The organism is Pseudoalteromonas sp. CuT4-3 (genome assembly GCF_035666335.1).
Taxonomy (GTDB): domain Bacteria; phylum Pseudomonadota; class Gammaproteobacteria; order Enterobacterales; family Alteromonadaceae; genus Pseudoalteromonas; species Pseudoalteromonas atlantica.
The window spans coordinates 1,293,901-1,314,684 of record NZ_CP142030.1 but is presented as its reverse complement, the minus strand read 5'-3'; the positions used below and the strand labels follow the sequence as shown (position 1 = coordinate 1,314,684).

The following is a 20,784-nucleotide window of genomic DNA, read 5'->3' as shown; positions in this document are numbered from 1 at the left end:
CGCTTTAGGTGTCCTCATCTTTTAGCATTATTTTACAACTGCTAAAAACCAGTACTTTAGTTTTTATGACGCTGCTTTTTCGCTAAAACGGTCTACCCATAGGGCAATAATGCCATCGCCTGTAACATTACACGCAGTACCAAAGCTATCTTGCGCAAGGTAAAGTGCAATCATAAGTGCAACAGCGCCTTCGTTAAAGCCAAGCATACTGGTTAATAAACCGAGCGCCGACATTACTGCTCCACCAGGTGCACCTGGCGCTGCAATCATTACTACCCCTAACATCATAATAAACGGTAGCATCCCCATTAAAGAAGGTACTTCCATGCTTGGCGATAAAAACATAACGGCCATCGCACACGTCACAATCGTAATGGTAGAACCCGATAAATGGATAGTAGCGCACAGTGGCACTGTAAAGTTTGCTACATCTTCTTTTACGTTATTTGCTTTGCTTGATTGCAAAGACACCGGAATGGTGGCCGCGCTCGACATTGTCCCCAGTGCTGTAAAATAAGCAGGAAGCATATTTTTAACTAGCTCCAACGGGTTACGTTTAAGTAATATCCCCGTAGAAACATATAATACGGTTAGCCACAGCCAGTGCATTACAAGTGCAGCAATAAGCACAACACCAAAGGTTTGCAGTGTATCGACCACGGTACCTGCTACGGTCATTTCTGCAAATACACCCGCAATGTAAAATGGTAATGCCGGAATAATTACTTTAGATAATAAAGCATCGATTACATCGCGACCCTGATCAGACACTTTTTTAAGTGTTTCTAATTCAAGTTGGCTCATGCCAATACCAAACACAAATGCAGTCACAAGCGCTGTCATTACACCCATCAGCGGTGGAATTTCTAAATCAATAAAACTGCCAATTTCAGTGGCAACTTCGGCTTCAAACATAATATTGCCACTTAGCAGTGGAATAACCGCACTTACTAGTAAAAAGGCAAGCGTACCTGCAATTACTGTAGAGCTGTAAGCAAAGCCAACAGTTTTACCTAATAAATGGCCAGACCCTTTAGGCAAGCCCGCAATGCCCGAAGCAATAAAAAATAAAATAATTAATGGGATGGTAAAAGAAATAAGTTGGCCAATAAGTTCTTTAACAGTAAATAAAAGCTCAACACCTGTGAGAGGCACATAAAGCCCGACCAAAATACCGGCCACAATACCGGCAATTAATTTTAAGATTAACTTCATTGTGATTGCTTAGTTGAATATAGATAGAGTGTTTTTAACATGTTTTAGGCGCATTGTGTGATAAAAGTATTCAAGTTATATTCATGTGCGCAAATAACACACAAAAACATCGCAATAATTAGCCTACTCTGAGCATTTTTTAACTACGTGGCGAAATTTACTCTTTAAATTTAAAAATGAGCCCGCATCTTTAATAACTAAAGCAACAATAATAACTAATTTTTATTTCGGCTGGTTATAAGCCCAATAGATATATGTTATAGCCAAACTTTACTTTAGTTTTTTTAAACTCGCAGTAAAGTGTATTTATATAGTTAATAGCAAAGGCTATTAACACATTGATCAGATTGTATCCAAAGGAACATTATGTCTACTATTTTTGAAGATAACTCACTAAGCATTGGTAATACACCACTGGTAAAACTTAATCGCGTAACAGGCGGAAACGTTTACGCTAAAGTAGAATCGCGTAATCCTAGCTTTAGTATTAAATGTCGTATTGGTGCATCAATGATTTGGGAAGCTGAAAAATCAGGTCAGCTTGTTGAAGGTAAAGAACTAATTGAACCTACATCGGGTAATACAGGTATTGCCCTTGCATTTGTTGCAGCAGCACGTGGTTACAAATTAACACTTACCATGCCTAATACAATGAGCCTAGAGCGCCGCAAACTATTAAAAGCATTAGGCGCTAACTTAGTGCTTACAGATGGCGCTAAAGGTATGAATGGCGCAATTGAAAAAGCAAAAGAAATTCAAGCAACAGATCCAGAAAAATACATTTTATTACAACAGTTCGAAAACCCAGCTAACCCTAAAATTCACTTTGAAACAACCGGCCCAGAAATTTTTGAAGCGCTTGATGGTAAAGTAGACTTTTTTGTAGCAGGCGTAGGCACTGGCGGTACTATTACAGGTGTTAGCCGTTACCTTAAAAACGAAAAAGGCCTAGATGTTAAAGCGATTGCAGTTGAGCCAACTAACTCACCTGTTATTAGCCAAACGCTTGCAGGCGAAGAAGTAAAACCAGGTCCACATAAAATTCAAGGTATTGGCGCAGGGTTTATTCCTGGTAACCTTGATTTAAGTGTGATTGATGGTGCTGAGCAAGTATCAAACGAAGATGCTATTGCAATGGCTCATGAGCTAATGAAAAAAGAAGGTATTTTAGTGGGTATTTCATCAGGCGCAGCTGTTGTTGCCGCTAAACGCCTTGCTGAAAAACCAGAAAACGCTGATAAAAATATTGTGGTGATTTTACCAAGTGCCACAGAGCGTTACCTGTCTAGCCCAATGTTTGCTGAAGAATTTAGCGAGCAAGAATTAGTACAGTAAACTTCTCTCCTTGAGATACTTAGAAGGATGCTTATGGCATCCTTTTTTATTATTTATGATTCAATTTTCTATTTATTCCCCAGTGCTGCTTTACATCTTGTTTAATTAACCACACACTTTAAAAAAACTAATTAAAAACATTCAACATGAAAAAAATAACAGCTTATTTAAGTTTTATCGTATGCTTATTTTTAGCCGCCTGTGGCGATAGCGTACAAACGCTGGGCGACTCACCGGGCGATACAGCCACCGCTTACTTTGATGCATTGTATAATCAAAAAGATTTACAAAAAGCCAGTACAATGGCCACCCCTAACCTCAGCCGAATTATGAAATCCTATGGCACCGCTAAGCAATTTGCCCGAAACTTAGTAAACCTGCAATACGATGAAGTAGTAATTGAAGTCGATATGACCAACATGAGCGTACGCGAACAATATGGCGATAACGCCAAAATAAACCTCATTTTTACAGGCTACTTTAATGGCGATAAAGTCGATGATATGCGCAGCGTTAAAATGCTTCGTAAAAAAGGGAAATGGTATATAGATAAAATAGTTGCAGACCCTTACGCACGCTAACTTATACACCACAAAAAAGGCCTTACACATGTAAGGCCTTTTTGCGTTTAGCGCTTATCTTAAGCGTTATAATTCACCGGGTTTAAAGTTATCAACGGCAATTGCTTGTTTTCTTAGTTTATTGGTATGGTGCATTGCATCGGCATCTGCTTGCGCAAGGAGCTCATTCTCTAGTGCGTAATTTATTGCGTCTTCTATGTCGAGTGTTGCAGGGATCTTACCACTGCGTTGCCAGTGTTTTAACTCTTTAAACTGTGTTTGCATATCGTGCATAGCTAAAAATGCATTTTCCATCACGCCCGTGCCCGCATTTTCATCTACATAACATAAGTGCGTTAAGCGGTTTCTAAACACCCCAGGTTGCGTCATATGCTCGCAAATACTTTGGGCTGTTTCATCACTTGGCTTGTGGTAGTGATTCCCCAGCGGAAACACAATGCGTTTAAGTAAAAAGTTAACCACCGGATTTGAAAAGTTTTTGAAAAAACCATCAAACGCTTGGCCTATCTCATAAAGAGAATTTTCAATAGCGTATTTCACAAAAGGTAAATCAGCCTGTTGGCGCCCTTCATCTTCAAAGCGCTTTAATACAGTAGACGCTAAATATAAATGGCTAAGCACATCGCCTAAACGCGCCGAAATCATCTCTTTACGCTTGAGCTCACCACCAAGTACCAACATGGCTACATCTGTAGTAAAAGCAAGCCCTCGGCTCATTCTGCTTAGCTGTTTGTAATACACAGCGGTTGCACCGCACACGGGCGCTTTTGCCAAACAGCTTCGCGTAAGACCATGCACAAAAGCCATGCCGGCATTACTGGCAGCAAATAAAATGTGCTTCATCAATAAACTATCAAATTGATCAAGTGCTGCATCATCGTCTTCCATTGCGGCAGCTTCCATTTCCTTTAACACAAACGGATGACAACGCGTGGCACCTTGGCCAAAAATCATTAAGTTACGGGTTAAAATGTTTGCCCCTTCAACAGTAATCGATACCGGGATCCCCATATAACCATGGGCTAAATAGTTATTAGGCCCAACTTGAATACCTTTACCAGAATGAATGTCCATTGCATCGTTCATTACCGTACGCCCCATTTCGGTCATATGGTATTTTGCAATGGCGGTAACAACCGATGGGCTAAGTTTTAAATCTATTGCGCCTGCGGTCATTAAACGCGCAGACTCTAACGTATACGTTAACCCGCCAATACGCGCTAAGGCTTCTTGTACACCTTCAAATTGGCCAATTGATACACCAAACTGTTGGCGTACCACAGAGTAAGCAGAAGTCATTTTAGAGGCTAAATGTCCTGTTGCGGTGCTTAGTGCAGGTAAAGAAATACCGCGCCCAGCACTTAAACACTCAACCAACATGCGCCAGCCTCGCCCTGCGCCCTGCTCACCACCAATAATCCAATCTAGCGGAATAAAAACATCTTTACCGTAGGTAGTTCCGTTCATAAATGCCATGTTTAATGGATAATGGCGCACACCCGTTTCTACCCCTTCGTGATCTGTAGGAATTAGCGCACAGGTAATACCTAGCTCTTTTTCATCGCCTAATAACCCATCTGGGTCATACATTTTAAAGGCAAGGCCAAGTACGGTTGCCACCGGCGCAAGCGTAATATAACGCTTAGACCAATTTAAACGCAGGCCTATAACTTCTTCACCATTATGCTGCCCTTTACACACTACGCCTGAGTCGGGAATACTGCCGGCATCAGAGCCTGCTTCTGGGCCTGTAAGTGCAAAACACGGTACATCTTTACCACTTGCAAGGCTTGGCAACCAACGGTCTTGTTGCTCTTTTGTGCCATAATGCAGTAACAGCTCGCCTGGGCCTAAGCTATTAGGCACCATAACAGTAACCGCCGCAGTTAAGCTTTTTGTGGCAATTTTTGACACTATGGTTGAATTAGCAATGGCAGAGAACTCACGTCCACCAAATTTTTCAGGAATGATCAGCGCAAAAAAGCCCTCTGTTTTTAAGTAATCCCAGACTTCTTTTGGCAGGTCTTTGTCTTTTTGTACAATTTGGTAATCATCTAGCATCGCCAGTAGCGTGTTCACCTGATTATCCATAAAGTCATTTTCTTTATCGCTAAGCTCAGGCCTTGGAAAGTTATGCAGTTTTTGCCAATCTGGATTACCACTAAATAGCTCACCATCCCACCATACATCGCCGGCTTCCATTGCCTCTCGCTCAGTTTGCGAGAGCGGCGGAAGTACCTTTTTAAACATTTTAAACGTAGGACGGCTGATCAGGTTGAGGCGAATGTCTTTGACTGCAAAAATAACCACCACCACGACCAGCAATATTATAAATACTGACATGAGCACATTCCTTTTACATTGAATGAAAATAGTAACTTAATTATGACCCATCTTAGTTTAAATACAATCATTGCGCGATGCACCACACGCCTTAACGTATTAATTTTATTGTTTTAAACATCGCTGCTATTATCACTTTCTTAATAACAATAAACCAAAGGAATACAATGAACACGCCACGCTTTAAATTAAGTATGAGCGCCCTCATAGTCGCAAGTACATTAGCGCTAACCGCCTGCGAAGCGGAAATAGCCTTAGGCACTACCGATTCAGCACAGACCAAGAAGCCCCTTACAAAACAAGATGCCAATGCATTTATTGCCAAAGCCGAGCAAGAGCTAAGTGAGCTTTACCTAGAGTCGAGCCGCGCTGAGTGGATTTACGCAAACTTTATAACGCACGACACCTCGGCGTTATCTGCCGAGGTTAATCGTAAAATGACCGAGTCAGTCGTGCGTTTAGCCAATCAGGCAGCACAATTTGACGACTTAAAGCTTGATTACGATGCACGCCGCAAGCTTAATAAACTTAAACTTGCGCTTACTTTACCCGCTCCTCAGGACGCTGAAAAAACAGCCCAACTTTCCACTATTGTGGCAGAGCTAGGTGGTTTATATGGTAAAGGTAAATACTGTAAAGACGATGGCAGCTGTTTAAGCCTAGGTGATATGACCGCAAAGATGGCCACCAGCCGTGATTATAACGAGCTACTTGATTTATGGCAAGGGTGGCGTCAAATTTCAAAGCCAATGCGCCCACTTTACGAGCAGCAAGTAACCCTAACAAATGAAGGGGCTAAAGAGCTAGGTTATGCTGATACCGGCGCAATGTGGCGTAGTAAGTACGATATGCCAGCCGATGACTTTACAACCGAGCTTGACCGCATTTGGGGGCAAGTAAAGCCACTTTATAACTCACTGCATTGCCATGTACGCGCTAAATTAGGCGAAAAATACGGCACCGACAAAGTAGCCCAAGATGAGCCTATTCCTGCGCACTTATTAGGAAACATGTGGGCGCAAGCGTGGGGTAATATTTACGATGTGGTCGCGCCAGAAAACGCCGATCCGGGTTACGATGTTACCGAGCTATTAGCTAAAAATAATTACGACGAGCTAAAAATGGTTAAAGGTGCTGAAACCTTTTTTACCTCAATGGGGTTTGAGCCATTGCCAGAGACCTTTTACGAGCGTTCGTTATTTGTAAAACCAAAAGACAGAGACGTACAGTGTCATGCCTCTGCTTGGAATATAGATAGCAAAGACGATTTACGCATTAAAATGTGTATTCAACGCACAGGCGAAGAATTTTCTGTTATTCACCATGAGCTAGGCCACAACTTTTATCAGCGCGCTTATAATAAACAACCTTTATTTTATCAAGAAAGTGCCAACGATGGTTTTCACGAAGCCATTGGCGACACCATTGCTTTATCGGTTACACCCGGTTACTTAAAAGAAATTGGTTTACTTGAGCAAGTACCTGATGAGTCAAAAGACATTGGCTTACTAATGAAAATGGCGCTAGATAAAGTCGCCTTTGTGCCCTTTAGCTTAATGGTTGATCAATGGCGCTGGCAGGTATTTTCGGGCCAAGTAAAGCCACAAGATTATAATAAAGCGTGGTGGGAGCTACGTGAAAAATACCAAGGTGTGAAAGCGCCTATTGCACGTAGCGAAGATGACTTTGATCCAGGTGCTAAATACCACGTACCAGGCAACACTCCTTATACACGTTACTTTTTAGCGCATATTTTACAGTTTGAATTTCACCGTAGCTTATGTGAAATAGCCGGTAACGATAAAGCTATTCACCGCTGCTCTATTTATAATTCAAAAGAAGCAGGAGATAAGCTAAACGCAATGCTGGAAATGGGCTCTTCTCGTCCATGGCAAGAAGCCCTTGAAACCATCACTGGCAAGCCGCAAATGGATGCAACCGCTATGCTTGATTACTTTGCACCGCTGCAACGCTATTTAGATGAGGAGAACAAAGACCGTAATTGCGGCTGGTAAAACGTTTACCACGGTTAATTTAAGTTAAAAACAACAAAGCCCGCTACAGTAGCGGGCTTTTTATGCTTTTAATTAAGTACAGGGCTTAATTAAAACTGAAAACGCATGTTTGCAAAGTATGCATCGTTATCAGAGTCATCTGCATTGTTCTCGTAACCTACTTTAAGACCAATGTTTTTATTGATGAAGTGCTGAGCACCAAAGCTATATGTATCTTGCTTGTTGTAGTTAGCAAATACCGAGGTTGCTTTTGAGAAGTAGTAGTTAGTTTCTGCTACCCACTGGTTTTCTGCATCTTCAATGCTCTCGTATTTACCTTCAAACGTTAAAAAGTTACCTTGCTGTAAGTCAATAAAGTACTTAGCTGCAACAGCGCGGTAATCAAAGTCGTCATCAGATGTAAGTGTTACACCTACGTAGTCTGTGCTGTTTAGCATGTGGTTGTATGCTAAATCAAACAAAGCAAAGTCATCGCCGTCTTTGTTTTCAACAAGCGTTACTTTTGCTAATAAATCAGGGTTAAAGAAGTAGCCACCAGTTAGCTTGTAAAGCTCACCGTTAGAGCCCGAATCTGGGTCAAGGTTTTCGTAAGATGCGCCAACAACAAATTCATTAATAAAGTATTCGCCACCAATGTTAGTAACATCGCCAAAGTCGTCATCAGCATAACTGCCGTAAACGTTAGTTTGTTTATTAATGTACTCAAACTGATCGTACGGACCTAATGTTTTTTTAGGAGATAGGTAATAAATAGAATCTACAGCAACGGTGTCGTTGTTATCGCTATCTTTGTAGCTTAAATTACTGATTGAATTGTAGCTGTCTGCAGCAGCCGCAGTGCTAGATAATAAAATGCTTGAAATAATAACTGCTAATTTTTTCATTGTAAGACTTCCCTTTGTGCATTGCTTTTTATGCTTTAGCTCATTGACTAAAGTGGGGACATGCTAACGCTGAGAAACTGAATGAAAACTTAATTAAGCAGTTGTATTTATTAAGTTAATTGTAAGTAGGTGTAAGAAACTGTAAATTTAAAGTAGTTGCAACACATAGTCAACAACTACTTAAAACATGTTCAGCAAACTAAAGCGCATGCTGACTTATTACACGATAAACTTCGTTAATATTATCGCCCGATTTAAACTCTTTACTAATAGGCGTTGGGTCTGAACCAATCCAAATTTTAAGCTCGGCATCTAAATCAAAGTGCCCTGCACTTTCTTTACTGAACTTAGTAATTTTAGAATAAGCAATACTCACCATTTCCATTTTAGAGCCGGTCATACCTTGCTTATCAATTAAAATTAAACGCTTATTAGTAAAAATAAACATATCGCGAATCACCTTATAGGCTTTTTCTACTTGTTCGCCATCTATTAGGGTATTGGCAAGTACTTTTTCTAAATCAGAATCATCTACTTCGCTTGCATTTCCCATTAAACCACTGAGTAGTCCCATTATGCTTTCTCCTGTGTAAATATTTGATTTTCTAAGGTGTGACCATTTACTAACTGCCTATATTGCCAGTTTTGTTGATGGCAAAAGTTTAATAAAGCAATATCAAGTGGCTCACCGGTTGGCTGGTACTCAATCACGTATTCTTTATGTTGGCTCATATACACACGGCTTACACCTGCTAACGCCTGCAGTTGCTGCTCCACATTTTGATACGCCTCGTTGAGCATTAAGGTATAAAAGTGAGTATGCGTATTGTTGTCTTTTGTTTGGTGCTCGCTCAAAATGCCCTTATCTAGGTGAAGCACTTGGGAGCATAATCGCTCAAGTTCGGTTAAATCGTGCGAACTTAAAATAAAGGTGGCTTCATCGCTTAAGCTCGATACCAGCTCTCGCACCTCTCTGGCATGAATAGGGTCAAGCCCTGCTGTGGCTTCATCAAGCATCACTATTTTCGGCGAGCCAATCAGCGCTTGCGCTATCGTTACCCGTTTACGCATACCGTGAGATAAATCGCCCGCACGCTGTTTAGCGACTTCTTTTAAGCCTACCAAATCAAGTACGCGCAGCGCTTCATTGTGGCTTTGTTTAGCGCCCATGCCTTGAAGCTTGCCATAAAACGCCAGTTGCTTATCTATATTAAAACGCGGATCTAACTGCGCATCTTGCGGTAATGCACTTACTTGGTTGAACAACGCGGCACTACCAGGCTGATGCCCTAAAATACTGAGCTCACCGTGGCTTGGGTTAATATAGCCGCACAATAAACTAAATAATGTGGTTTTACCGGCACCATTTGGGCCTACTAACGCCACTGGTGCGCCTTTTTGAATTTCAAAGCTTACGTTGTTAAGTGCTTGCTTTGCGCCATACGATTTACTCAAGCCGCTGGCTTTTATTAATACGCTCATAGCGAACTCCTTGTAAATATTCGATGCGCAATCGCTATAAATACAGCGCTTTGAATAAGCGGCACACCTAAGGCACTCAATAAAGGTAGGTTTTGCCCAGCTAAAAGCTCAGAATTAACCCCTGGGAAAAGGTAATCGAGCGCATTTAAAGCCGGTACTTGCCACGCCAATATACCCACAATAATGCCGCCACCAGCAAAATATAAAATGGCTAACACAATTGCTAAACGCGACGAGCGAGCAAACGTGTTAATCAAACTCATTAATGCTACAAACGGGCTAAGTACCACCACCATTATTATAAATATAGAAACCGCACGGCTTAACCCACCCATTAATAGGCTAGGCTCTCTGTAACCAAGTACGCCAAGGGTTGCCACTAGGGTAATAGCTAATAAACACGCTAACACGCCAAGCTGACCTAAAAAACGGCCAAATAAAATTTCAAACCGTGTAGAGCGCAATGATAAAAACCGTAATGTGCCGCGTTCTCTATCGCCAACGGTTTGATCGCTTGATATAAAAATAGCAAACAGCGGAAAGCTATACAAAGCGACTAGCCAGTACATAGCAAATTCGGCCTCAGGCCAATCAAGCAACTTACTTAAACCAATACTGCCTGAAATATCGCGTGCCATTTGTTCAAAATTGGGCGCACTAATAATGCTGACGGCTTGGCCTATCGGGTAGCGTAAAATAAGTAACCAAACAAGGGCAAAGGCGGCCATTGCAATTAAGCCGCGCTTGGTTAAAAACATACGTACTAGCTCAAAACCCGCTATTTGGGTTAATCGCCCTATGTTCACTAATGATGATGTTGCCATTGGCTTTCCTTAATGACGTTGCTCATGCTTTAAAATAAAGCGTAATGTAACAACAGTAAGTGTAAACACCTTGAATTACCAGCAAAAAAAAGCTCACCATAAGTGAGCTTTGTAACAAACCGTTTAAATGTAACAGGCCAAACTTTGTTTATTTAGCCTATTTTTATAAATGCTGTTGGTATACCTCAAGCGCTTGGCTTAAGTCATTAATTAAATCATCAATGTCTTCAAGGCCAATATGCAAGCGAATAACAGGGCCTAAATCCCAACCAGTGTTCGAACGTAAACCTTTCATGGTTAAATTGGCGGTGACTAAACTTTCAAAGCCGCCCCACGAAAAGCCCATTTTAATGTGCTCAAGGCTATCTAAAAACGCATCAATGGCTTTTTGGTTACCGGTTTTCATTACAAATGAAAACAACCCATTGCTGCCATCAAAGTCGCGCTTAAAAAATTCATGTCCAGGGCAGCTTTCAAATGCAGGATGGCGAATATGATCAACTAACTCATGTTGCTCAAGCCATTTTGCCACCTCTATAGCCGCCTTTTCGTGCTGATTTAAACGCACTGCCATAGTGCGTAAGCCTCTAAGCGCTAAATAGGCATCATCTGCGCTGGTGCATTGCCCTAATAAGTACGACTGCTCACGTAGGGTTGGCCAGTACTTTTTATTTGCCACTGCTACACCCATCATTACATCAGAGTGGCCAACAATGTACTTAGTTGCTGCTTGAATACTAATATCTACACCGTGTTCAAGTGGGCGGTAATGCAAGCCATTGCCGTAGGTGTTATCAAGCATGGTCATAATATTATGCTCATTGGCTACTTTTACCATGGCAGGTACATCTTGTATTTCCATGGTTATAGAGCCAGGCGATTCTAAAAACAGCACTTTTGTGTTTGGCTGAATATACGCCTCAATACCTGCGCCAATTGTAGGTGGGTAATAAGTGGTGGTAACACCTAGCCCCGCTAAAATTTTATCGCAAAAATCACGCGTAGGTTCATACACGTTATCAACCATTAAAATATGATCGCCTGCCTTTACAAACGACAATAACGCTTGGCTTATTGCCGCAGCGCCGCATGGGTAAAGTGCGCAGCCTTCGCCGCCTTCAAGCTCGGTTATTGCCTCTTGCAGTGCAAAATGTGTAGTTGTGCCACGGCGGCCATAAAATAATGTTTTATCACCGCGGGTTTTAGCGGCCTCTTTTAATTCGGCCACGCTGTCAAATACAATTGTAGAAGCACGCTGTACTACGGGGTTTACCACACCATGGGTGTAGGCTTTTTTACGCCCCGTTGATACTAACTGGGTATTTTTATTTTTGCTTGTCGACATTACCAATCCTTAAGCCTTATTTGAAAGCCATTGTTCAATTAAAAAACGCGAAATTGAATCGACCCGAGGGAGTTTATAATGATCGCCTTCATCGCCCATATTGCCAAACGCCTTAACTTCTTCGCGCGTAAACCATTTGGCATCGTCTAATTCGTCTTTATCTACGTTTATTTGCTCAGTTTTAGCCTGAGCAATAAAACCCAACATAATAGAAGAAGGAAATGGCCAAGGTTGCGAGGCAATATAACGTACATTATCAACGTCAATGCCTGCTTCTTCTTTAACTTCGCGCGCTACAGCTTGCTCTAGTGTTTCACCTGGATCTACAAAGCCTGCCAATGACGAATACATACCTTGTTGCCATATTGCTTGGCGACCCAATAAACAACGCTCTATTCCATCTTCAAATACTTTAGTAACCACCATAATTACTGCAGGGTCAGTGCGTGGAAATGTAGGGTGCTTGCAGTGCTCGTTTTCACATAGGCGTGAATGCCCTGCCTCTACTAATGTATTTTTACTGCCACAACGCCCACAAAAACTATGCGTTGCATGCCAATAACATAAGCCACGTGCAAGTGCGGCTATAGAGCCATCTTGTATATCAACGTGAGGGCCATATTGGCGTATATCAAAAAACTGTGCGTCGCCTATAACGCACTTGAGTTCGTCATCGTGTATGGCTGAAACATCTAACGCAAACACACCCTGTTGCTCGGTATTTGAGCCTAAATAAATAGCGTTTGATAAATCTAAATGGGCAATTTGCGGATACGTTAAGTAGCACACTTGAGCTGCGTCTTTATAAAACAAAGTGTGGTTATTATTCACCAAAAGCCACTTACTTTGTGCCGACATTTGCGCGTTTAACCACGCCGCGTTTTTACGAAAATTAGACCCGCGGTCTAATGGCATGTCGCTGTAATAAAGCATGTGAGTCCTCAATAACATGGTATGGCGTAAAATTACCATAACCGCTGAGTAAACCCAATTTATTACAGCAATAAAAAAAGCCTATATTAGCTATATAGGCTCTTTATTAAAAACTCTCATGTTGCAGGCACTTAGCCGCTATATTTTATGCTTTAGAGTAGCAAGCTATCATCAATTAAATGAAACTGTTCTGCACTTTGTTTAAGCACCTCTGCGGTTAACTTATCGGCGCCGTAGACATCGCACGGTACATTGTATTGATTTTTTAAATGCCCTAGCAATAACGCAAAATCGCCATCACCAGAGAGCAAAATAACTTTATCGAGGTTTTTGCCTTGCTCTAGCATATCTATCGTTATGCCTACATCCCAATCCCCTTTTGCGCTGCCGTCGCGGCGCTGAATAAACGGCTTAAGTTTTACCTCAAAGCCAATAGCACGCAAAATATTTTGAAACTGGTTTTGTTTTTCATCACCGCGGTGAATGGCATACGCAAATGCACAATCTATAGAATACTGCTGCTTCATGTGCGCCCAAAATGCATTGTAGTCAAAGTTTTTACGGTAACTTTCGCGGCACGTGTAATAAATGTTTTGTACATCAACAAAAATACCGACACGTGGCTTACTGATTTGCTGATCGTTTTGTAAAGTCATTTGTTTCCTTAAGTGCTCACAGCTCAGCGCAGCTGAAATAAAACGCCATTAACGAGTGAACCTTGCAATTTTGTTTTAAGTAACCTAAATTGGTCACTTAACTAAATGTAACCAAATTTGGTTACCTGATTCTATGTAACTGCATTAAGTTACTTTTTGGATTTTTATGATTGGTGTGATCAGCGGCGATATTATTAAATCGCAAAAAATACCTAAGCAGCAATACGATGCCATGCTTTATCAGCTAGAGCAAAGTTTGCGTGCAATTAGTGATAATACATCCCTGTGGACCATATACCGAGGTGATGCTTTTCAGTTACAAATAAATCAAAGCGAGCAGTTAATTAAAACCGCTATTATCATTTATTTGCATTTAAAGTCGGCAGGTTACGAGCTACGCCAAAGTATGGCCTTAGGTGAGGTAGACAACCCACGCAGCGATATAAAAACAGCCACCGGCTCGGCCTTTGTGCTCTCAGGGCAAGGCCTTGATAAAATAGCCAACCAACGCTTTACCTTACAGGTAGCAAAGCACGCCCTAGATGAAAGTTTTAGCCTTAACCTTGCCTTTGTCGATACCTTGCTTAGCAAAATAACGCAAAAACAAGCCAATGCGCTTTACGTGTATTTAACCCAGGCCGATAACAGTCATGCAGCACTGGCAAAAGAGCTTAACACCAGTCGCGAAAATGTCACTAAATTGCTTAATTTAGCAAATTATCAGCTTATAGAGCGATTTATAGTACACGCTAAACAGGTCATAACAACGATTGCAAAAGGAAGTGAGTAATGGGGTTTTCGTTATTATTAGTGACATTAATTATAGGCCACCTAGTCAGTGACTTTTTTTTACAACCAATGAGCTGGGTAAACGATAGAAACACCCACCACTTTAAAGCTAAAAAGCTCTACCTGCATGTATTAGTACACGGTGTGGTTAGCGCCGTTATTTTAGCGCTTTGGGAATATAGCTATGGCTGGCAACAACTAAGCACCGTGTTACTTTCAACAGCTGCAATTATGCTTAGCCACTACCTAATAGATATTGCTAAGTCGTATTCTAACAAAGGGGTTGTGCCCTTTTTACTCGACCAGATAGCGCATATAGCCGTAATAATAGCGCTGTGTATTTATATAACTGATAACCAAAGTTTAATCGCGTACGTAAGCGCACTTGCCACAAACCCTAAAGTGCTTTGGGTTGTATGCGGATATTTAATTATATTAAGCCCAAGTGCCGTATTTATAAGAATGATGCTTGAAAGGCTCACCGCTAACTTTTCAAGTGAGGGCAGCTTACCGTTGGCCGGACAAAGCATTGGCATGATAGAGCGTGTACTTATGCTCAGCTTTATACTACTTGATCAATTTGCGGGGCTTGGCTTTTTGCTAGCTGCCAAGTCGGTATTTAGGTTTGGCGATTTAAGTGCCAGTAAAGATAAAAAGCTCACCGAGTACGTTATGCTAGGCACCTTACTAAGCGTTAGCGTTACCTTGTTTGTAGGATTAGGCGTTAATTCGTTGATCAGGTAAGTATAAATTTCAGATAATAAAAAACGCGCTACTTCTATTAAAAAGGTAGCGCGTTTTTTGTATTGGCGTTAAATTAAAGGCCAATACAATCTTTAATAATGATTAATCGTTATTTGGGCGACGACGGCGCTGGCCATTACCACCTACCGATTGGCGCTTTGCCCATGGGCTTTGTGCGTTGTCATCGGTTTTGGCTGCTGGTTTTTTAGAACCACCACGACGAGGGCCTGTACCGCTTCCCCCATTGTTTGGTTTTTTGCTGTTCGGCTTATCAGACTTAGGCTTGTTAAACGGCTGCTTTGCTCTTTTAGGCTTTTTAGGTTTAATTGGGCGAGCATCTAATGCGCGCTCAGGTACTGGGCTAGTTGGTTCAAATCCAGGCTCTTCAGCGCGAGGGATTAGCTCACCAATAAAACGTTCAATACCGTATAAATCAGCGGCATCATCGGCTGTTACAAACGAAATAGCATGCCCTGATGCACCAGCACGGCCTGTACGGCCAATACGGTGAACGTAATCTTCGTATACGTTTGGTAAGTCGTAGTTAACCACATGCGGAAGCTCAACAATATCAAGGCCACGTGCCACAATATCAGTGGCTACAAGTACGCGTACTTCACCGCTTTTAAAGCCATCTAATGCTTTAACACGGGCACCTTGTGATTTATTACCATGAATAGCGGCGCCTACTATGTCGTCGCGCTCAAGCTGTTTAACTAAACGGTTTGCACCGTGCTTGGTACGGCTAAACACTAATACTTGTTGCCAATCGTTGCTACGAATTAAATGGCTAAGTAATGCGGTTTTACGCGATTTATCAACAGCGTAAACGCTTTGCGTTACGCTTTTAGCAGTGGTGTTTTTTGCCGCAACTGATATTTCAACAGGGTCGTTAATTAACCCTTTTGCTAATGCTCGAATATCATCTGAAAACGTTGCCGAAAACATTAAGTTTTGGCGTTTAGGCGGCATTTTAGCAATCAGGCGTTTAATGTCGTGAATAAAGCCCATATCAAGCATGCGGTCCGCTTCATCAAGTACCAGCACTTCAACATTATCAAACTTAACAGCGTTTTGATTATGTAAATCGATTAAACGCCCAGGCGTGGCCACTAAAATATCAACCCCTTTACGAAGGCGCTGCATTTGTGGGTTTATTTTTACGCCGCCGTACACTACAAACGAACTTACAGCAGAGTGCTTAGCGTATTCTTCAACGTTTTCGCTTACCTGCAAAGCCAGCTCACGCGTAGGCGCTAAAATAAGGGCACGTACGTGGTTACTTTTTGCTTTACTGCCTTTAGATAACAGCTCAATTAGCGGTAACGTAAAACCAGCGGTTTTACCTGTGCCTGTTTGTGCAGCCGCCATCACATCGCGACGTTCAATAATTGCAGGAATTGCTTGAGCCTGAATAGGCGTTGGCGTTTCATAGCCCTTTTCTAAAACCGCGTTAACTAAAGACTGTGATAAACCTAAACCATCAAAACTCATAAAATCTCTCAATAAAAAAAAGGCCAAACCGGCCAAGGGCGCATTATACGCAACTAACTTAGAAATGCATGGAAATATTCACTTTGCCAAATAAGCACTCTGCGCAAAAATAGCGAATAGCAATACAAAACAGCACTATGGCATTAAAGCAGATACGTTTTTGTGAATTAAAATATGTACTACCTAAGGGCGATTAAATCGCAGCGCGGGGGATATAACCCAATGGGCTATGTAAAACAACAAAAGCGGCTAAAAAGCCGCTTTTGAATAGATGCTGTTTAAAAAGCAACTATTATTTAACACCTAGCTCGCGTAAACGCTCTTGTAGGTAGCTGTCTGCAGTGTAGCGCTCAGAAAGCACAACATCAGGACGTGGGTGTAAAAACAGCGGTAAAGAAATACGCGACTTAGTCGACGCTTTACCTGTTGGGTTAATTACACGGTGAATAGTCGATGGGAAGTACCCGCCCGACGCTTCTTGTAGCATGTCACCAATATTAATAATTAAGCTACCAAAGTCACATGGCACATCTAACCAACCGCCATCTGTTTTTTGAACTTGCAGGCCTGGCTCGTTCGATGCAGGTAATACAGTTAATAAGTTAATGTCACCATGTGCTGCAGCGCGAATTGCACCTGGCTCTTCATCACCTGTCATTGGCGGGTAATGTAAAATACGTAACAATGTTTGCTCAGAATCAGCAATCATGTCTTTTAAATCGATAGAAAACTTAGCACGTACATCGGCTGGTGCCTCTGCTTGAACCCAGCTTAAAAGCGTTGCTGCAAATTCGTTAGCTAAGCGGTAGTACTCACGCACGTCGGCTTCAAGCTCAGCAGGCACGCGACCTTTAGGGTAAACATGAAAGTACTCTTTAATGTCTTTTACTGTAAAGCCTTTAGCTACCTCAGATACAGAAGGCGGGAAATAGCCGTCTTGCGTTTCTTTAGAAAATAAAAAGTCGTGCTTTTGCTCTGAATTAAAAAAGTCTTGCCATTTTTCGTAAATAGACTCAACTAAAGATTGCGGGATTGGGTGATTTTTTAATACACCAAAACCGGTGTTTCTTAACGATTCAACAAAGTGAGCAGCCGCATCGGGAGCTTTATAATCAACAGTAGGTAATTGCATTGTACGTTCCAGTGAATAGGTTGTTAGAAGTGAGCTGCTTTAAAATATAGCTAATTAGCCAATATAAAGTAGCAAAACCTTCATTATAGCGCTGTGCGAGGATAGACAAACCACCCAAAAAACATAAGGACAAATGTCCTCACGATGAAATAGTAAGCAGTTTACTTGATCAAGATCAAAGCATAATAAACATTGAAATTACACTAGTTAGTGCTTATATCTTATCTATTATTGTAACGTATTTTAATGAAACACTAAGGCTCTTCTATGCGACAAAAAGTATCTTTTAAAAGCGGCGATTTAGAACTTGCAGGCCAGCTTGAACGCCCAGCCGGCGATGTAAAGTTTTATGCTTTATTTGCACACTGCTTTACCTGTGGTAAAGATATTGCTGCCGCTACGCGCATAAGCCGCGCCCTTACCCAACAGGGTATTGCCGTACTGCGCTTTGACTTTACCGGCCTTGGCAATAGCGACGGCGACTTTGCAAACAGTAACTTCTCATCAAATATTCAAGATTTAGTGGCCGCAGCCGATCACCTGCGTACGCACTTTGATGCGCCGCAGTTATTAATTGGCCACAGCTTAGGCGGCGCTGCCGTACTGGCTGCTGCAGAGCATATTCCTGAGGTATCGGCTATTACAACAATTGGCGCTCCTTCAGATGCGCAACACGTTGCACATAACTTTGAAGCCCATTTAGACGAAATAAACGCCGCAGGTGAAGCTAAAGTTAGCTTAGCTGGACGCGAATTTACCATAAAAAAACAATTTGTAGAGGACATCGCAAAGTACGACCGTAGCCATATAGGTAAATTAAAACGCGCACTTTTAGTTATGCATTCCCCTGTTGATGCCACGGTTAATATTTCAGAAGCCGAGAAAATTTACGCATCAGCCAAACACCCAAAAAGCTTTATTAGCCTCGATAACGCCGACCACTTACTGAGTAATAAAAACGATGCCGAGTACGCTGCTACGCTTATTGCTAATTGGGCAAACCGCTACGTTAAATATGAGCAAAGCAACTACAGCGAAAAATTAGAAAACGGCAAAGTACTGGTTGAAGAAAAAGATCATATATTTACTCAGCACGTAAGTACTAAAGATCATACATGGCTTGCCGATGAGCCATTAAAAGTAGGTGGCAGTAATTTAGGCCCCGATCCTTACGACCATATACTCGCAGGCCTAGGCGCGTGTACCTCAATGACACTGCGTATGTATGCAACCTTAAAAAAGCTGCCGCTTGATCATATAAAAGTAGAGCTTGAACACACCCGCGACTATTACAAAGATTGCGACAACGGCGAATGTACCCAAAACCTAGAGGCCATTACCCGTAAAATTACCCTACGCGGCGACTTAACCGAAGCACAGCGCCAACGCCTGCTTGAAATAGCCGACAAATGCCCTGTGCATAAGACCCTGCATAACAGCCCAATTGTAGTAAGTGAATTAGTTGAGTAACTAAAACAAAAATAGCGCAGCTGTGGCTGCGCTATTTACTAGGGCCTGTTTACCTTTCGAGGTTGAATTTGCAGCAGTCTGTTTGGTATTTAGGCAAGGCAGAGCCTATGTACTGTGGTTGTTCCCCATAAATAGGCGATAACGACGTATAAATGCCAAGCAGGCGCTGCCCAAAGGGTGCTGCCTAGGGGCCATTTACTCTTTGTTACTCGGTTTTTACTTAGCCCACTAGGTTACAAACCTCGCGCCGTGATTTAATGGCCCCTAGATTGAACAAATTATAACCCTGAAAAGTCAACAGGCCCTGAAATAAAGCTCTACAAATTTTTGTTAATTTAAAAACGCCTGCATTTCTTTACTCATTCTATCCACCAGCCATTTTGGCCCGCCGTCGTGCATATCGTTATGGCGCGATTTTTCAATCATTACTTGGCTAACAAGGAAGTTTTTTAGCTCTGTTTCATTTAATAAAACATTCGCATCGGCTGGGTAATCACTACCACGCAGTGTAAGCACGCGTATGTTTTTATTACGTGGGATCAATATGCGGCGGTGATCGAGGGTAATTATTTGACTTACTTCATTTGGGTAAATTGAAGCATATAAAGCAGATATATCGCCGCCGTTAGAGTGGCCAAATAACGTGAGCTGAGAAAAGTTATATTCAGGGTATTGAGCACATAGCTGATTAACTAAAAATTTAAGGGTAACCACACCGCGGTGCCAGTTTTCCATGCGGGTGGTTAAATATGGCTGCATACGATTAAGTGCAGGGTCGGTTTTAAGCTCATGCGCGACTGCAATGCTTAAATAACCTTTTGCATTAAATAGCTTACTCGCAAACGTGTAGTCATTGTGGCTAATGCCGTAGCCTGCATTTACAAATGCTACAGGGCACTTTGCGTGTACGCTGCATTGATTACTCTCATTGGGGTATGTGATATTTATAGGGATGGTGCGATTGCGGCTTTGATCCACTATTACATCATCAGCAAAGCTTAATGGGGATATTAAACTCGCGCTTAGGCTAAATGCACTTAATGTTAGTAACTTTTTTATTGTTTTATGCATGTTTTAACTTATATAAATTATTGTTTTTAAATAAAAATAACTTTTACTATAAAGGTTAGCGCGCGCCATTGCTAATGTATGCGATAATACGGGTATTATTTTTAGTTAATTTAGAAAAGTACCCCATGAAATCATACAGCACTATTGAACAACGTATCGACATTTTGCAAAGTCGAATAGAAGCCTATAAAGAAGAAATTGCCGTGTTACAGGCCGAGCCAAAAAGTAACAACGAGCGTATTATATTTAAATTTATTGAAACAGGCAGCACAGGTAAAACAAAAGACTTTGTGCGCGAACTTGGTATTAAGTCGCCGCGCGATAGCTTATATTCATCAGGTGATGTAACCAAATTAATTAAAGACGGCGCTGATGACATCACCCCTGCACTGCTTGAAATTGCCCGCACATTGGCAAACGCACGTAATAAAAATGGCCCTAGCTGTTAATACCAAGCTACAGGCCATTGTT

At 41.7% G+C, this 20,784-nt stretch carries 19 protein-coding genes; 7 read left to right on the top strand and 12 right to left on the bottom strand.

What is annotated here, in order from left to right; translation table 11 throughout:
- Window positions 1-63 precede the first annotated feature (63 nt).
- A complete protein-coding gene (locus VOI46_RS05970; RefSeq protein ID WP_282338077.1) occupies window positions 64-1,215 on the bottom strand; it encodes a dicarboxylate/amino acid:cation symporter in 1,152 nt (383 codons plus the stop codon).
- A 366-nt stretch (window positions 1,216-1,581) separates the two neighbouring features.
- Between VOI46_RS05970 and cysK the strand changes: the two genes are divergently transcribed.
- Together cysK and VOI46_RS05960 are read left to right on the top strand one after the other, a co-directional pair.
- Window positions 1,582-2,550: a cysteine synthase A gene (gene cysK, locus VOI46_RS05965; protein WP_004589513.1), complete on the top strand. Its 969-nt coding sequence runs from the start codon at window positions 1,582-1,584 to the stop codon at window positions 2,548-2,550.
- Between the two features lie 146 nt (window positions 2,551-2,696).
- Window positions 2,697-3,131, top strand: a complete 435-nt coding sequence (locus VOI46_RS05960; protein ID WP_029773124.1) for a hypothetical protein — start codon at window positions 2,697-2,699, stop codon at window positions 3,129-3,131.
- 66 nt (window positions 3,132-3,197) lie between these two features.
- Here VOI46_RS05960 and VOI46_RS05955 read toward each other — a convergent pair whose 3' ends face one another.
- Window positions 3,198-5,474, bottom strand: a complete 2,277-nt coding sequence (locus tag VOI46_RS05955; RefSeq protein WP_282338075.1) for an acyl-CoA dehydrogenase — start codon at window positions 5,472-5,474, stop codon at window positions 3,198-3,200.
- Between the two features lie 167 nt (window positions 5,475-5,641).
- Between VOI46_RS05955 and VOI46_RS05950 the strand changes: the two genes are divergently transcribed.
- Window positions 5,642-7,489 (top strand): M2 family metallopeptidase, encoded by a 1,848-nt coding sequence (locus VOI46_RS05950; RefSeq protein ID WP_282338073.1) that lies wholly within the window; start codon window positions 5,642-5,644, stop codon window positions 7,487-7,489.
- Between the two features lie 89 nt (window positions 7,490-7,578).
- Here the strand turns inward: VOI46_RS05950 and VOI46_RS05945 are convergent, their stop codons facing one another.
- From VOI46_RS05945 to VOI46_RS05915, 7 genes are all read right to left on the bottom strand, one after another.
- Window positions 7,579-8,373, bottom strand: coding sequence for a putative porin (locus tag VOI46_RS05945; RefSeq protein WP_055255253.1), 795 nt, complete (start codon window positions 8,371-8,373; stop codon window positions 7,579-7,581).
- A gap of 199 nt (window positions 8,374-8,572) precedes the next feature.
- Complete coding sequence (locus VOI46_RS05940) at window positions 8,573-8,947, bottom strand: PH domain-containing protein (protein WP_004589518.1); 375 nt, start codon at window positions 8,945-8,947, stop codon at window positions 8,573-8,575.
- A complete protein-coding gene (locus VOI46_RS05935) occupies window positions 8,947-9,855 on the bottom strand; it encodes an ABC transporter ATP-binding protein (protein WP_282338068.1) in 909 nt (302 codons plus the stop codon). The genes VOI46_RS05940 and VOI46_RS05935 overlap by 1 nt, the downstream gene beginning before the upstream one ends.
- Window positions 9,852-10,679, bottom strand: a complete 828-nt coding sequence (locus VOI46_RS05930) for an ABC transporter permease subunit (protein WP_054983890.1) — start codon at window positions 10,677-10,679, stop codon at window positions 9,852-9,854. The genes VOI46_RS05935 and VOI46_RS05930 overlap by 4 nt, the downstream gene beginning before the upstream one ends.
- A 163-nt stretch (window positions 10,680-10,842) precedes the next feature.
- Entirely contained in the window at window positions 10,843-12,024 is a 1,182-nt protein-coding gene (locus tag VOI46_RS05925) for a cystathionine beta-lyase (RefSeq protein WP_138686097.1), read from the bottom strand.
- A 9-nt stretch (window positions 12,025-12,033) separates the two neighbouring features.
- On the bottom strand, window positions 12,034-12,957 hold the full coding sequence (gene nudC / locus VOI46_RS05920) for an NAD(+) diphosphatase (protein ID WP_096739842.1): 924 nt from the start codon (window positions 12,955-12,957) through the stop codon (window positions 12,034-12,036).
- A gap of 152 nt (window positions 12,958-13,109) precedes the next feature.
- On the bottom strand, window positions 13,110-13,613 hold the full coding sequence (locus tag VOI46_RS05915) for an NYN domain-containing protein (protein WP_004589523.1): 504 nt from the start codon (window positions 13,611-13,613) through the stop codon (window positions 13,110-13,112).
- A 166-nt stretch (window positions 13,614-13,779) separates the two neighbouring features.
- On the opposite strand from VOI46_RS05915, the gene VOI46_RS05910 reads away from it, so the two are divergent.
- Window positions 13,780-14,403: a hypothetical protein gene (locus VOI46_RS05910; RefSeq protein WP_004589524.1), complete on the top strand. Its 624-nt coding sequence runs from the start codon at window positions 13,780-13,782 to the stop codon at window positions 14,401-14,403.
- A complete protein-coding gene (locus VOI46_RS05905; RefSeq protein ID WP_055255247.1) occupies window positions 14,403-15,146 on the top strand; it encodes a DUF3307 domain-containing protein in 744 nt (247 codons plus the stop codon). Before VOI46_RS05910 ends, VOI46_RS05905 begins: the two co-directional genes overlap by 1 nt.
- Before the next feature lie 102 nt (window positions 15,147-15,248).
- Here the strand turns inward: VOI46_RS05905 and VOI46_RS05900 are convergent, their stop codons facing one another.
- Together VOI46_RS05900 and VOI46_RS05895 are read right to left on the bottom strand one after the other, a co-directional pair.
- Window positions 15,249-16,640 (bottom strand): DEAD/DEAH box helicase, encoded by a 1,392-nt coding sequence (locus tag VOI46_RS05900; RefSeq protein ID WP_282338051.1) that lies wholly within the window; start codon window positions 16,638-16,640, stop codon window positions 15,249-15,251.
- 292 nt (window positions 16,641-16,932) lie between these two features.
- A complete protein-coding gene (locus VOI46_RS05895; RefSeq protein WP_004589526.1) occupies window positions 16,933-17,772 on the bottom strand; it encodes a 2OG-Fe(II) oxygenase family protein in 840 nt (279 codons plus the stop codon).
- Window positions 17,773-18,039: 267 nt separating this feature from the next.
- Between VOI46_RS05895 and VOI46_RS05890 the strand changes: the two genes are divergently transcribed.
- Window positions 18,040-19,242, top strand: a complete 1,203-nt coding sequence (locus VOI46_RS05890; protein WP_004589527.1) for a bifunctional alpha/beta hydrolase/OsmC family protein — start codon at window positions 18,040-18,042, stop codon at window positions 19,240-19,242.
- A gap of 330 nt (window positions 19,243-19,572) precedes the next feature.
- Here the strand turns inward: VOI46_RS05890 and VOI46_RS05885 are convergent, their stop codons facing one another.
- Entirely contained in the window at window positions 19,573-20,313 is a 741-nt protein-coding gene (locus VOI46_RS05885) for a hypothetical protein (protein WP_004588951.1), read from the bottom strand.
- A gap of 125 nt (window positions 20,314-20,438) precedes the next feature.
- Between VOI46_RS05885 and VOI46_RS05880 the strand changes: the two genes are divergently transcribed.
- The gene (locus tag VOI46_RS05880; RefSeq protein ID WP_004588950.1) at window positions 20,439-20,762 is read left to right on the top strand and encodes a hypothetical protein; all 324 of its coding nucleotides are present in this window, start codon (window positions 20,439-20,441) and stop codon (window positions 20,760-20,762) included.
- Window positions 20,763-20,784: the final 22 nt, after the last annotated feature.